Source organism: Paracoccus sp. Arc7-R13 (assembly GCF_004010775.1).
GTDB classification, from domain to species: Bacteria; Pseudomonadota; Alphaproteobacteria; order Rhodobacterales; family Rhodobacteraceae; genus Paracoccus; species Paracoccus marcusii.
This window is the reverse complement of the sequence record NZ_CP034810.1, coordinates 851,244-863,702: the sequence shown is the minus strand read 5'-3', so window position 1 is coordinate 863,702 and position 12,459 is coordinate 851,244. Positions and strand designations below refer to the sequence as shown.

Genomic DNA, 12,459 nt, shown 5'->3' with positions numbered 1-12,459 from the left:
TTTATCTCTCCTCCCAAAGATGATGCGACCCGCTTGCGGCGGGAAGAAGACCGGGCGCCTATTCGGCGACCAGCAATGTCGGGGCGACTTCTGCCTGCGCCCAGCCCGCGGGCAACGCGCGCGGCGCGCGTGCTGGGTTCAGCGCGGCCAGGTCGCGGCCAAGGCGCGCGGCGGTCAGCGTCGCGCCCAGATCGGCCCGCCCCTGCCCCGCGATGTCGAAGGCCGTGCCATGCGCGGGCGTCACGATCGGAAAGCCGTAACCCGCGATCAGCGTTACGCCGCGGTCAAAGCCCATCAGCTTCATCGCGATCTGGCCCTGGTCGTGATACATGGTCAGCACTGCGTCGAATTCGCCGCGGATGGCACGCACGAAGACGGTGTCGGACGGGATCGGCCCCTTGGCGTCGATGCCTAGGGCCACGGCGTGCGCCACGGCGGGGGCCAGGATCTCGTCATCCTCGTGGCCGAAATTGCCGCCGTCGCCCGCATGGGGGTTCAGCGCGGCGACGCCGATCCGCGCGCCGGGCTTGCCCGCACCGGCCATCACCTCGGCCGTCAGGCGCAGGCTGTCCAGGATGCGTTCGGTGGTCAGCGTCTCGGCCACCTTGCGCAGCGGGATGTGGCTGGTCACGCGGGCGTTCCAGACCTCCTCCAGGACGTTGAACTCTCGCCCACTGCGATCCGCGTGCAGAACCGCGTCGATAAACCCGATCTCGTCGACATAGCTGGGCCGGGCCAGCCGCATCGAATGCTTGTTGAAGGGCGTGAACATCGCCGCATCCGCGATCCCCGCCCCTGCCAGCTGCAGCACGCAGCCGAAATTCTGCAGGCTGGCCGCGCCGGCATGGGCACTGGACTGGCCCAGGGTCATGCCGTCCACCGCGCAATTCGCCAGATCCAGAAGCACATGGCCCGGCGCCATGTCGGGGCCGACCTGATCGGCGCCGATCCGCGGCAGGTCCAGCGTGACCCCTGCATGGCGCGCGCCCATCTCCAGCACCCGCGCATCGCCCACGACGATCACGTCCAACGCCTTCATGTCGTCATGGGCCAGCAGTTTCGCCGCCAGTTCCGGGCCGACGCCCCCGGCATCCCCCAAGGCCAAAGCAATGCGCATGTGTCTCTCCGTCTGGAATATTGTTGGTGGGCGGCGCGTCGGTCGCGCCGCCCGAATTTATCGGGCCAGCGCCCTGGCCACGACCCGCGCGCAAAGCGCCAGCGAGATCGCGCCCGCATCGGGATGCCCGATGCTGCGTTCCGCCAGCGGGCGTGCCCGGCCAAGGCGCGGCGTCAGGTCCGCGGTGGCGTCGGCGGCGGCGGTCGCCGCACGGGCGGCGGCATCCCAGGCATCGGCCAGCGCGGCACCTTGGGCAACCTGCCCCTGCAGCGTGTCGACGAAGGGCGCAAAGGCATCGACCAGCGTCTTGTCGCCGGGCCGCGCGCCGCCCAGGCGGGTCACTGCGTCGATCCCCGCCCGCGCCCCTGCGGCCACGCGGGCCGCATCGGGCACATCCGTATCGCCCAGCGCCTGCCCCCAAGCACGCAGGGCCACGCCCCACAGGGCACCCGACGTGCCGCCCGCGCGATCCGCCCAGGCGTCGCCCGCCAGCGACAGGACGGTGCCCGCGCCCGCGCCCTGCGCCGCCGCATCGCGTGCCGCAAGGGCGGCTGCCGCAGACCCGCGCGCCATGCCCTGGCCGTGATCGCCGTCGCCCGCGATGGCGTCGATGCGGCCCAATTCTGCCTCTGCCTCGGCCAGCGCCCGGGCCAACCGCGCCACGATGTCGGCCACGCAGCCGGCCTGCTCCGCACTGGCGGGTTCGCCGCGCGGAACCGCTGCGATGGCTGCCCCTTCGCGGGCCACCTGACGCGCGCCCTGGGCAGCCACGGTCCCCTTGCGGAAGGCGGGTGCATCAGCAGGCGCACGCCACAGATCGGCCAGCGCATCGTCCAGCCACAGGATCGACAGAGAGCACCCCTCCATGTCCAGGCTGGTCACGAACTCTCCGACCTTGGGATCGATGACGGTCAGGCCAGCGTCGGTCATCAGCCCGGTCAGGTGATGCCACAGGACAAACAGTTCCTCGTATTTCGTGCGGCCAAGGCCGTTCAGGACCACGGCCACGCGGCCGTCATGGCCTTGGGGCCGTTCCGCCAGCAGCGGCTCCAGCAGCATCCGGGCCAGATCGGCAGCGGGCAGGATGGCCTGCTCGGCGATCCCCGGCTCTCCGTGGATGCCCAGGCCAAGGGCGACCTGCCCCTCGGGCACGGTGAACAGGGGTGCCGCCTGTCCCGGCAGGGTGCAGCCGTCGAAGGCCAGCCCGAAGGACACGATCCGCGCATTGGCGCGTCTGGCCAGATCCATCACCGCGTCCAGGTCCAGGCCCGCCTCGGCCGCGGCACCGGCGATCTTGAAGACCAGCAGGTCGCCCGCCACGCCCCGCCTGCGCGCGGCGTCGGTCGCGGGCGCGCTGGCCACGTCATCGGTCACGGCCAGGATGCGCGCATCGATCCCTTCGGCGCGCAGACGTTCGGCAGCGGCGCCAAAGTTCAGCACGTCGCCCGCATAGTTCCCAAAGCCCAGGATGACGCCTCCGCCCAGGTCCGCCGCCCGCGCCACCCCGACCACCGCACTGGTCGAGGGTGACGCGAACACGTCCCCCGCCACCGCCCCGTCGGCCAGGCCCGGACCGACATAGCCCAGGAACGCCGGATAATGCCCCGACCCTCCGCCCACGACCAAGGCCACCTTGCCCGGCGCCCCGGCATATGCGCGCAACGCGCCGTGCGGGACGGGAATGACACGGTCGGCATTGGCGGCGCAGAATCCCGCCAGCGCGGTCGCGGCGAAATCCTCGGGGCGGTCCACGATCTTGGTCATGGCAGGGTCCTTCTCTGCGCCAGGATGCGGCGGATGTAGTCGCGGTTCTCGGCGCAGACCCCAAGTCCGTCGCCGCCGTAATGCTCGACCAGGAAGGGGCTGGAAAAGCCCAGGTCCAGCGCGGTGTTGATCGCCGCGCGCCAATTGATGGTGCCGCCCATCATGGGCGCGGGATGGGACAGGATGACCCCCGACGGGTCGGTCATCCGGTAGTAGTTCTTGACGTGCCAGTAGCCCGCGAAGGGCGCGCACAGCGCGATCATCTCCGCCCAGGGCTGCACGGGCCGATGCAGGCGGATCAGGTTGCCGATATCGATGTTCAGCCGGACCGACGGGAGGTCCACGTCGGTGACGAAGGCGACCGCGTCGGAGGCGGTGCCCAGATAGGTGTCCTCGTACATCTCCAGCGCGACCTGGATGCCGCGATCGGCGGCGTGGCGGCCCAGGTCGCGGATGCGGGCGACGGCCAGGGCGCGGGTGGCGGGATCGTCGGGGTTCGTCACCCCCGGCTCGGTCCAGAACCACAGGGCGGCGCGCTGCGCGTCGCTCAGCGGGCCGAACAGGCCAAAGCTGACATGCCCCGCGCCAAGATCGGCGGCGCAGTCGATGACACGATGGCAATAGGCCAGATGGTCGTCACCCTGCACCGGGTCGATCACGCTGCGCCGTGAGGTCGAGATGGCCGGAACGGTCAGTCCCAGGTCACGGCAGATCGCCACGAACCGCGCCCGTCCAGCATCGTCCAGATCGGCCAGCCGCAGCCAGCTGTCGGTCGGATCGACTGCATCGAACCCCGCCGCCGCGACCTGCCCCAGATCGCGTGCCCAGGCGGCCGGCCCGGCATCCTGGACGGATGCGAACGGGATCATCGCACAGGCGATGGGCCAGTCCTGCGGCGTCCAACGCATGGTGTTCCCCGACATCGATCCCCCTTCCGAATCACGTCCCGGGTTCTTGCTAGCACGGCCCCAAAAGCGTATCAATAATTCTGTATACAACACACAGAAGGCAATATTGACTTGCCACCCCCTCCGTCATAGCCAGAGACAGACGCGCCAACGGAGACGCCGGTAACCGACATGTCAGACACAGACGCCCGCATCGAACGCCTGCCCCTGCTGGACGCGATCCTGTCGCGGCTGCGCGACATGATCATCGAGGGGCAGCTGCCACCCGGGACCCGCCTGAACGAGGGCCAGATCGGCCAGCAGCTGGGCGTGTCCCGCACGCCGCTGCGCGAGGCGATCAAGTACCTGGCATCCGAGGGGCTGGTCGAACTGGTCCCGGCACGGGGCGCGGTGGTCAAGCAGTTCGGCGCGCGCGAGGTCCGCGACATGCTGGAGGTGATCCGCATCCTGGAGCAGCAGGCGGGGATCATCGCCTGCGCACAGGCGACGGATGCGGGCATCGCGGGCGTGCGGGCGCTGCATGACAGGATGCTCGACTGCTATGCCCGGCGCGACCGCATGGCCTATTACAAGCTGAACCAGGCGATCCATACGGCCATCGTGGCACTTGCCGACAACGGTGCCCTGTCCGAGGTGCATGCCCGCCTGCAGACCCGGTTGAAGCGCGTCCGCTTCATCGGGCACGAAGGTGCGGAAAAATGGGCCAGCGCGGTCGCCGAGCACGAACGGATGATCGCGGCGCTGGAGGCGCGGGATTCGGACGGACTGTCGGACATCCTGGGCCGCCACCTGACCCTGGCGTGGGAGCGGGTGCGCGACGACCTGCCTGCGCAGACATGAAAACACCCCGCGCAGGGCGAACCTGCGCGGGGGGACCGTCTAAAGATATTACCAGGAAAAGTCGTCGCTGCTCATCTGGTTCAGGCGGAAATCCTCGATGACCAGCTGGTTGGGGCCGAAACTCAGCACGACGTCGGACCCGCTCTGCACGGCGGCGCCGCGGATCTGGGCATAGTTGTCGACATTGGCCAGGGCGCGCAGGTCGATGTCGTCGTCGCCGTTCTCGAAGTCGGTGATCCGGTCGCGCCCGCCGTTGAAGACGAACACGTCCGCCCCCTCGCCGCCGGTCATCGTGTCGTTGCCCAGCCCGCCGTTCAGCGTGTCGTTGCCCTCTCCGGCGATCAGGCGGTCGGCGCCGAAGCCCGCGATCATCCGGTCGTCGCCCTCGCCCCCGGTCAGGATGTCGTTGCCCGCCCCCGACGCCATGCGGTCGTTCCCATCACCGCCGTCCAGCGTATCGCGCCCGGCGCCGGCGTACAGGACGTCGTCGCCATCGCCGCCCCAGATGCGGTTGTTGCCGTGGCCGGCGGCGACGATGTCATTGCCCTCGCCCGCGGCGATCACGTCGTTGCCCGCGCCCGCCCAGATGCGATCGTTGCCCGAGCCGCCGGACACGCGGTTCGCGCCCTCGCCGGCCCAGATGCGGTCGTTGCCCTCGCCTCCGTCGATCGTGTCGTTGCCACGAAAGCCATAGAGCGCGTCGTCGCCCGACCGGCCATAGATCAGGTCGGCCACGTTGGTGCCGGTCAGGCGGTTGTCGTCGTCATTTCCGAACAGTCGTGCCATGGGGTGCATCCTTCTGAAAATCCCGGCGCCGCGGCGATCTTGCGACGGGGCGCGACGCCGGTCCCCGTTGCACGGACGGCCTTTCGGGCCGTTCGACAGCAGAACGGCACGACGGGTCGTTCTATTCCATAACGACGGAAAAAATCAGCGGCGGTGCAGCTTGGCCGACCGCGCGACCAGCATCTTGCGGCGCAGGGGGGTCAGGTGATCGACATACATCCGCCCGGCCAGGTGGTCGATCTGGTGCTGGACGCTGGTGGCCCACAGGCCGACGAAATCGCGGTCCTCCTCGACGCCGTCCTGGTTGAGGAACCGCACCGTGACCGCCCGGGGGCGGCTGATCGGGGCCGAGACGCCGGGCAGGTTGGGGCTGGCCTCCTCGTGCTCGCGCAGCTTCACGCTGGCATGCAGGATCCGGGGGTTGGCCATGCGGACCGCCTGTCCGCGCGGTCCCGAGGCATCGACGACGGCCAGCGCCATCATGATGCCGATCTGGGGCGCGGCCAGGCCCACGCCGGGCATCGCCTCCATGGTGTCGACCATGTCGTCCCAGATCATGCGGACGGATTCGGTGATCTCTGCCACCGGCGCGGCGGGGCGGTGCAGGCGGGGGTCGGCATAGGGCAGGAACGCGCGCGCGGCCATGGTCAGTCCTTCACGATCAACAGGCCGTCCAGGTGATCGACCTCGTGCTGGGCGATGCGGGCGGCGGGACCCTGCATGTCGCGCACCTGATAGCGGCCGTCCAGATCATACCAGCCGATTCCGATGGCGGCGGGGCGCATGACCTCGACGGGGCCGCCGGGAATGGACAGGCACCCTTCGGGCGCGGTCTCAGTCTGCGGCGACCTGACCAGGATCTCGGGGTCGATCAGGACCAGGGGGGCGGGCGCGCCGTCCTTCCAGCCGGCATCCATGACGAAGATCCGGCGCAGCACGCCGATCTGCGGGGCGGCCAGGCCGCGGCCCTGGGCGTGATACATGGTGGCCAGCATGTCGGCGGCCAGCACGCGCAGTTCGGGGCCGGTCATGTAGCCGGCGGGTTCCGCGCGCAGGCGCAGGCGCGGGTCCGGCCACAGGACGATGTCGCGCAGGGTGCCGCGGCCAAGATCCCCCGGCAGGTCGGGGCGCATCCAGCCGCTGGCACCCGTGCGATCAGGCACGGGCCAGGTCCCGCTTCAGCTTGACCATCTTGCGGGTGATCATCTGCCGCTTGATGGCGGAGAGGTGATCGATGAACAGCACGCCGTCCAGGTGATCCAGCTCGTGCTGGGCGCAGGTGGCCCACAACTCGTCGAACTCGCGTTCGTGGGTCTTGCCGTCCAGCCCCAGCCAGCGCATGCGGATCTGCGCGGGCCGCGTGACCTCTCCGTACTGGTCGGGGATGGACAGGCAGCCCTCCTCATAGGTGTTGGGCGTGTCCGACGCCCAGGTCACCTCGGGGTTGACCAGCACCAGGGGCGCGCGCGGCGCCTCGGGGTCGCGGTTGGCATCCATGGTGAAGACGCGCAGGCCCACGCCGATCTGCGGCGCGGCCAGGCCGATGCCGGGCGCCTCGTACATGGTGGCCAGCATGTCCGCGGCCAATGTCTCGATCTCGGGCGTGATGCGGGCCACGGGTTGGGCCACCTTCTTCAGGCGCGGATCGGGATGGATCAGGATGGGTCTCAGGCTCATGGCAAGGGATTTAGGGCAAGCCTTCACCATAAGCAACAACCCCGCTAGGCTAGGGTGACGCAGCCCGCAGGAGCCCCCATGACCCAGCCCGATTTCGACCGCATCATCGACCGCCGCGGCACGCATTGCAGCAAGTGGGACGACATGCAGGCCGCATACGGCGTGGGCGCCGATGACGGCCTGGCCATGTGGGTGGCCGACATGGATTTCGCGCCCCCCGCGGCGGTCCAGGCGGCGGTGGACCGCGCCGCGGCGCATGGCGTCTATGGCTATCCCGGCGCGAACCCGCCCTATCTGGCGGCGATCGGCTGGTGGATGGCGCATCGCCACGGCTGGCAGATCCGGCCCGAATGGGTGTTGACCTGCGCGGGGCTGGTCAACGCGGTCGCGATGGCGCTGAACGCCTATACGCGGCCCGGCGACGGGGTGGTCGTGATGGCGCCGGTCTATCACGCCTTCGGCCGGGTGATCCGCGCCGCCGGCCGCGACCTGGTCGAGTTGCCCCTGGCGATGACCGACGGCCAGTACGCCCTGGACTGGGACGCGTGGGAAGGGATGCTGACCGGGCGCGAACGGATGATGATCCTGTGTTCGCCGCACAATCCCGGCGGCCGCGTCTGGTCCGAAGCCGAACTGCGCCAGGTCGCCGATTTCTGCGACCGCCACGACCTGATCCTGATCTCGGACGACATCCATGCCGACCTGGTCCTGCCGGGCGGCCCCCGTCACCGGATGATGGCGACCGTGGCACCCGACATCCTGCCGCGCCTGGTGACGCTGACCGCCGCCACCAAGACCTTCAACATCGCGGGCGCCCATATCGGCAACGCGATCATCCCCGACCCCGGCCTGCGGGCGCGGTTCCAGGGCGCGCTGGCCGCCGCGGGGATCTCTCCGGCGATGCTGGGCCAGGACATGGTCGCGGCGGCCTATTCGCCCGAGGGCGCGGCCTGGGTCGATGCGCTGGTCGATTACCTGGACGGCAACCGGCGGATCTTCGATCAGGCGGTGAACGCGATTCCCGGTCTGCGGTCGATGCCCCTGCAGGCAACCTATCTGTCCTGGGTCGATTTCCGCGACACCGGCATGACCGACGCGGAAATCACCCGTCGCATCCAGGACGACGCCCGGATCGCGGCCAATCACGGCGCGACCTTCGGGCTGGGCGGCGACGGGTTCATGCGCTTCAACATCGCGACGCCGCGGGCGCGGGTGATCGAGGCGGCGGACCGGCTGCGCGCGGCCTTCGCCGACCTGCAGTGACGCGGGCGCGGCGCCCGGCCCCGCGGATGCCGGCCGCCGCGCCCGCGTTGCAACCCGTCCCGCACCGACCTATATAGCGCCAAACCCGAACCCCAAAGGCATGCCGCATGGTCTATCTGGATTTCGAAAAACCGCTCGCCGACATCGAGGGCAAGGCCGAGGAACTTCGCGCCATGGCCCGCAAGGGCGACGGCACCCTCGACGTCGAGAAGGAGGCCGCGGCGCTGGACCGCAAGTCGTCGGACCTGCTGCGCGACCTCTACAAGACCTTGGACCCCTGGCGGAAGACGCAAGTCGCCCGCCATCCCGACCGCCCGCATTGCAGCGACTATATCCAGGCGCTGTTCACCGAATACACGCCCCTGGCGGGCGACCGCGCCTTTGGCGACGACCACGCGGTGATGGGCGGCCTGGCGCGCTTCAACGACGCGCCCTGCGTGGTGATCGGCCATGAGAAGGGCAACGACACCAAGTCGCGCATCCACCACAATTTCGGCATGGCCCGCCCCGAGGGGTACCGCAAGGCGATCCGCCTGATGGACATGGCGCACCGTTTCGGCCTGCCCGTGATCACGCTGGTGGACACGCCCGGCGCCTATCCCGGCAAGGGCGCCGAAGAACGGGGACAAAGCGAGGCAATCGCCCGCTGCACCATGAAATGCCTTGAGATCGGCGTGCCGCTGGTCAGCGTCATCATCGGCGAAGGCGGGTCAGGCGGAGCCGTGGCCTTTGCCACCGCGAACCGCATCGCCATGCTGGAACATTCGATCTACTCGGTCATCTCTCCGGAAGGCTGCGCGTCGATCCTGTGGAAGGACGCCGAAAAGATGCGCGACGCGGCCGAGGCGCTGCGCCTGACCGCGCAGGACCTGAAGAAGCTGGCCGTGATCGACCGCATCATCGCCGAACCCCTGGGCGGGGCGCAGCGCGCACCCGATCAGGCCATCGCTGCCGTGGGCGCCGAGATCACCGCGATGCTGGCCGAGATGTCGGACATGAAACCCGACCAGCTGATCAAGGACCGCCGCGCCAAGTTCCTGGCGATGGGCTCCAAGGGGCTCGCGGCCTGACGCACACGATACTGTGACCGGCCTGCAACAGCCGTCCCGTCTTGGGGCGGCTGTCGCGTTTTGCCGTCTTGCGCGAAATGCAAGGCTGGGCCAGCCTGCACTCCTGCCCGCAACGCATGCGCGAAAGGAGGGGTCCATGACATCATATGCCAATGCCCCCGCCCTGACCCGCACCGGTTCGATGCGTCCCTTGTCGTCGCGACAAGGCGCCTGACCGCCGCAAGGCAGACCCCGCTGACATCATGACCTGACACGACCGCGATCCGCGGGCCTGTCCGCATGGCGTCATCCCTTCCCTGAACCCCATCGACCGCACAAGGCACCGCCCTGTCCGGTCCTCATCTCCGGAGACTGACGATGATTGCCGATCTTCATCCGCAAAGCGCCCGCCTGCGTCCCGCGATGCACCGCCTGATCGCCCGACACGGCGCGACGGCGGTCTTATGGGCCGCGATCCGCGCGGCGCTGCTGCCACGGCGCAGGCGGCCGCGGCCGCCCGATCCGTACCTGATGTCCCCGCACATGCGGCGCGACATCGGGCTGCCGCCGCAGGGGCCGCATATCCCGCGCTACTACGACCTGAGGTGAGAGCGGTTCCGGGTGGCGTCATCGGCGTCGCCCAGTTCCGGCAGGACCAGCCCGGCCTCGGCCATCAAGCGATCGGAATGGGTCTCGATCTCGGCCCGCAGGCGGGGCAGGAAACCCTCGGCCGGGATGGTGGGATCGATGGGCGGCAGGAACTCGACCACCGCGCGGCCGGGGCGGATGCCCCACCCGCTGCGCGGCCAGAACATGCCGGTGTTCACCGCGACGGGCACGACCGGCAGGCCGGTCCCCTCGCGGATCGTGGCCACGCCCTGCTTGTAGGGCTTGCGCTGGCCCGGCAGGGTGCGCGTGCCCTCGGGATAGATGATCAGCTGGCCCAGCCCCTCGGCCGACAGGCGCTGGTTGATGGTGCTGCTGATCGCGGCCATCGCGTCGCGCCCGCGCGACCGGTCGATGGGGATGCAGCCGGTCTTCCACGCGTACCAGCCCATGACCGGGACGCGCATCACCTCGCGCTTCATGATGAAGGCGCGGCGGGGGACGGCATGGGCGATGACCATGATGTCCCAGAACGACTGGTGCTTGGCCGCGACGATGCAGTCATGGGTCGGCGGCGTGCCGCGGATCTCGCAGGTCAGGCGCAGGTGGATGCGCGCGGCCCAGACCATGTAGGCGATCCAGCGCGTGGCGATGCGGTTCGCGCCTGCCCGCCCGTGGCGCAGCGCAGGCAGGCCGAATAGGCCGATGATCAACGTTGCGCAGGCGACATGGACATAGAACAGCACGTTCTGGACGTACTGCCAGGGGGTCAGCGCGCCGGGACGCGCCCCGTCGGTCATCGCACGGCCTCCAGCATCTTCAGCGCCGCCCACCGCGTGGCGACAAAGCCCACCCCCGCCGCGATCAGCGGGATGGTCAGCGGCATCAGCCAGTCGGCGCCCTGAAAGCCCAGCCCGGTCAGGAACCCGCCCGCGGCGCTGGCATCGGGCAGGATGGCGATCGCGCCCATGCCCAGCACGGTGCCGACGGCGGACCCCATCGCGGCGCGCCGGGTGAACCGACGCACGAAGGCCGTGGCGATGGTCAGGTCGCGCGCGCCGATCAGGCGCAGGACGCGGATCACCTGGACGTTCGCGGCCAGCGCGGCCTTGGCCGCCAGCGTGATCATCGCGGCCGAGGCGGCCCCGATCAGCATCAGCGACACGATGCCCAGCATCCGCAGCCGGTTCGCGGCCGAGACCAGCGGCCGGCGCCATTCGGTGTGATCGTCCAGCACCGCGCCCGGCACCTCGGCCTCAAGGCGCAGGCGCAGGCCCTCGGCATCGAACTCGCCCTCGACGGGCAGGTCGATCAGGGCGGGCACGGGCAGCGCGTCCACGGGCATGTCCGGCCCGAACCACGGCTCCAGCAGCTGGGCCAGCTCGTCTTCGGGCAACAGCCGCGGGGTGCCCGCGCCCGGCGTGGTCTGCAGGATCGACAGCGCCGATTGCACCAGCGCGTCCTGTTCCGCCACCGGCGCGCTGACGCGGACCGTCACGCTGCCGGCCAGTTCGGAGGACCAGCGGTCGGCCAGCCGCCCCGTCGCCAGCGCCAGCGCCAGCGCGAACACCGCCAGGAACGCCATGGCGCCTGCGGAAAACAGCGTCAGCTGCGCCGTGAACCCGGTCGGCGGCACGATGCGGTCGCCGGCGCCGTCCTTGTCACCCGTCAGGCCCTGCCACAGGCTTCCGATATTCAGCCGTCCCATCAGAGATCCGCCCCCGCCAGATGCAGGCTGCCGCCGGTGATCCGCAGGACGCGCGCCGTCACCTGCGCCTTGGTGGCGCGGATCAGGTTCAGGTCATGGGTCGCCACCAGGACAGTCTTGCCCGACTTGTTCAGCTCGATCAGCAATTGCATCAGCCGCATGGACATGTCCCAGTCCAGGTTGCCCGTGGGTTCATCCGCCAGCACCAGGTCCGGCGACAGGATCACCGCGCGGGCCAGCGCGGCCCGCTGGCGTTCGCCGCCCGACAGCGACGGCGGCAGGGCGCGGGCGTGCTGGGACAGCTGGACCCAGCCCAGAAGATCGCGCAGCGCGTCCATGTCCACCTCCTCTCCGGCGATGGAGAGGGGCAGCGCGATGTTTTCTGCCAGGGGCAGATGGTCCAGGAACTGCGGGTCCTGGTGGACCACGCCCACGCGGCGGCGCAGATCGGCGATGCCGTCGCGCGACAGCCCGCGCATGTCCTGGCCAAAGGCCGTCATCTGGCCCGAACTGGGCAGAAGATCCGCAAAGCACAGCCGCAGCAGCGTGGTCTTGCCCGATCCGGACGGTCCGGTCAGGAAATGGAACATGCCCGGCTGCAGGGTCAGCGTCATGCCCGACAACAGCTCGTCCTGGCCCTGATAGCCGAAGCCGACATCCCGCATCTCGATCAAGCGCCACCTCTTTTCCGCTGCGACCCGTCTGGTGCGGGCCCTTGGCGCCCGGCGCGACTTGGAAGCC

14 protein-coding genes are annotated in these 12,459 nt (G+C 69.7%); 4 read left to right on the top strand and 10 right to left on the bottom strand.

Translation table 11 applies throughout. From position 1 onward, the window contains the following. Positions 1-58 precede the first annotated feature (58 nt). Genes EOJ32_RS04285 through EOJ32_RS04275 form a run of 3 tightly spaced genes read right to left on the bottom strand, consistent with a single transcriptional unit; the run spans position 59 to position 3,804 of the window. Positions 59-1,117: a 4-hydroxythreonine-4-phosphate dehydrogenase PdxA gene (locus EOJ32_RS04285; protein WP_127897806.1), complete on the bottom strand. Its 1,059-nt coding sequence runs from the start codon at positions 1,115-1,117 to the stop codon at positions 59-61. 57 nt (positions 1,118-1,174) lie between these two features. Further along, positions 1,175-2,881 carry a dihydroxyacetone kinase family protein gene (locus tag EOJ32_RS04280; RefSeq protein WP_127897805.1) on the bottom strand — a complete coding sequence of 569 codons (1,707 nt, stop codon included), beginning with the start codon at positions 2,879-2,881 and terminating at the stop codon, positions 1,175-1,177. Beyond that, a complete protein-coding gene (locus EOJ32_RS04275; protein WP_127897804.1) occupies positions 2,878-3,804 on the bottom strand; it encodes a sugar phosphate isomerase/epimerase in 927 nt (308 codons plus the stop codon). Before EOJ32_RS04275 ends, EOJ32_RS04280 begins: the two co-directional genes overlap by 4 nt. 156 nt (positions 3,805-3,960) lie before the next feature. Here EOJ32_RS04275 and EOJ32_RS04270 point away from each other — a divergent pair, with 156 nt between their 5' ends. Beyond that, positions 3,961-4,629, top strand: coding sequence for a GntR family transcriptional regulator (locus EOJ32_RS04270; RefSeq protein ID WP_045982495.1), 669 nt, complete (start codon positions 3,961-3,963; stop codon positions 4,627-4,629). Between the two features lie 48 nt (positions 4,630-4,677). Here EOJ32_RS04270 and EOJ32_RS04265 read toward each other — a convergent pair whose 3' ends face one another. From EOJ32_RS04265 to def (EOJ32_RS04250), 4 genes are all read right to left on the bottom strand, one after another. Beyond that, positions 4,678-5,415 (bottom strand): calcium-binding protein, encoded by a 738-nt coding sequence (locus EOJ32_RS04265; RefSeq protein WP_045982490.1) that lies wholly within the window; start codon positions 5,413-5,415, stop codon positions 4,678-4,680. A 144-nt stretch (positions 5,416-5,559) separates the two neighbouring features. Then, on the bottom strand, positions 5,560-6,060 hold the full coding sequence (gene def / locus EOJ32_RS04260) for a peptide deformylase (protein WP_045982489.1): 501 nt from the start codon (positions 6,058-6,060) through the stop codon (positions 5,560-5,562). 2 nt (positions 6,061-6,062) lie between these two features. Next, a complete protein-coding gene (gene def, locus EOJ32_RS04255) occupies positions 6,063-6,578 on the bottom strand; it encodes a peptide deformylase (RefSeq protein WP_239441312.1) in 516 nt (171 codons plus the stop codon). Next, on the bottom strand, positions 6,571-7,092 hold the full coding sequence (gene def, locus EOJ32_RS04250) for a peptide deformylase (protein WP_045999944.1): 522 nt from the start codon (positions 7,090-7,092) through the stop codon (positions 6,571-6,573). The genes def (EOJ32_RS04255) and def (EOJ32_RS04250) overlap by 8 nt, the downstream gene beginning before the upstream one ends. 78 nt (positions 7,093-7,170) lie before the next feature. On the opposite strand from def (EOJ32_RS04250), the gene EOJ32_RS04245 reads away from it, so the two are divergent. The 3 genes from EOJ32_RS04245 to EOJ32_RS04235 all read left to right on the top strand — a co-directional run bounded on the left by EOJ32_RS04245 (position 7,171) and on the right by EOJ32_RS04235 (position 10,013). Beyond that, positions 7,171-8,355 carry a MalY/PatB family protein gene (locus EOJ32_RS04245; RefSeq protein WP_127897802.1) on the top strand — a complete coding sequence of 395 codons (1,185 nt, stop codon included), beginning with the start codon at positions 7,171-7,173 and terminating at the stop codon, positions 8,353-8,355. A gap of 107 nt (positions 8,356-8,462) precedes the next feature. Continuing rightward, entirely contained in the window at positions 8,463-9,425 is a 963-nt protein-coding gene (locus EOJ32_RS04240; protein ID WP_127897801.1) for an acetyl-CoA carboxylase carboxyltransferase subunit alpha, read from the top strand. A 357-nt stretch (positions 9,426-9,782) separates the two neighbouring features. After that, entirely contained in the window at positions 9,783-10,013 is a 231-nt protein-coding gene (locus EOJ32_RS04235) for a hypothetical protein (RefSeq protein ID WP_127897800.1), read from the top strand. Here the strand turns inward: EOJ32_RS04235 and EOJ32_RS04230 are convergent. From EOJ32_RS04230 to EOJ32_RS04220, 3 genes are read right to left on the bottom strand one after another with little or no spacing between them, the layout of a single operon-like run. After that, positions 9,998-10,810, bottom strand: a complete 813-nt coding sequence (locus EOJ32_RS04230) for a 1-acyl-sn-glycerol-3-phosphate acyltransferase (protein WP_127897799.1) — start codon at positions 10,808-10,810, stop codon at positions 9,998-10,000. The two genes, EOJ32_RS04235 and EOJ32_RS04230, sit on opposite strands and share 16 nt — an antisense overlap. Beyond that, positions 10,807-11,718 carry an ABC transporter permease gene (locus EOJ32_RS04225; protein WP_045982483.1) on the bottom strand — a complete coding sequence of 304 codons (912 nt, stop codon included), beginning with the start codon at positions 11,716-11,718 and terminating at the stop codon, positions 10,807-10,809. Before EOJ32_RS04225 ends, EOJ32_RS04230 begins: the two co-directional genes overlap by 4 nt. Beyond that, positions 11,718-12,392, bottom strand: a complete 675-nt coding sequence (locus EOJ32_RS04220) for a cell division ATP-binding protein FtsE (protein ID WP_045982482.1) — start codon at positions 12,390-12,392, stop codon at positions 11,718-11,720. Before EOJ32_RS04220 ends, EOJ32_RS04225 begins: the two co-directional genes overlap by 1 nt. Positions 12,393-12,459: the final 67 nt, after the last annotated feature.

Bases quoted from the DNA above. Each gene is read 5' to 3' on its own strand.
- EOJ32_RS04285 (WP_127897806.1), bottom strand. From the start codon at position 1,117: ATGCGCATTGCTTTGGCCTTGGGGGATGCCGGGGGCGTCGGCCCGGAA.
- EOJ32_RS04280 (WP_127897805.1), bottom strand. From the start codon at position 2,881: ATGACCAAGATCGTGGACCGCCCCGAGGATTTCGCCGCGACCGCGCTG.
- EOJ32_RS04275 (WP_127897804.1), bottom strand. From the start codon at position 3,804: ATGTCGGGGAACACCATGCGTTGGACGCCGCAGGACTGGCCCATCGCC.
- EOJ32_RS04270 (WP_045982495.1), top strand. From the start codon at position 3,961: ATGTCAGACACAGACGCCCGCATCGAACGCCTGCCCCTGCTGGACGCG.
- EOJ32_RS04265 (WP_045982490.1), bottom strand. From the start codon at position 5,415: ATGGCACGACTGTTCGGAAATGACGACGACAACCGCCTGACCGGCACC.
- def (WP_045982489.1), bottom strand. From the start codon at position 6,060: ATGGCCGCGCGCGCGTTCCTGCCCTATGCCGACCCCCGCCTGCACCGC.
- def (WP_045999944.1), bottom strand. From the start codon at position 7,092: ATGAGCCTGAGACCCATCCTGATCCATCCCGATCCGCGCCTGAAGAAG.
- EOJ32_RS04245 (WP_127897802.1), top strand. From the start codon at position 7,171: ATGACCCAGCCCGATTTCGACCGCATCATCGACCGCCGCGGCACGCAT.
- EOJ32_RS04240 (WP_127897801.1), top strand. From the start codon at position 8,463: ATGGTCTATCTGGATTTCGAAAAACCGCTCGCCGACATCGAGGGCAAG.
- EOJ32_RS04235 (WP_127897800.1), top strand. From the start codon at position 9,783: ATGATTGCCGATCTTCATCCGCAAAGCGCCCGCCTGCGTCCCGCGATG.
- EOJ32_RS04230 (WP_127897799.1), bottom strand. From the start codon at position 10,810: ATGACCGACGGGGCGCGTCCCGGCGCGCTGACCCCCTGGCAGTACGTC.
- EOJ32_RS04225 (WP_045982483.1), bottom strand. From the start codon at position 11,718: ATGGGACGGCTGAATATCGGAAGCCTGTGGCAGGGCCTGACGGGTGAC.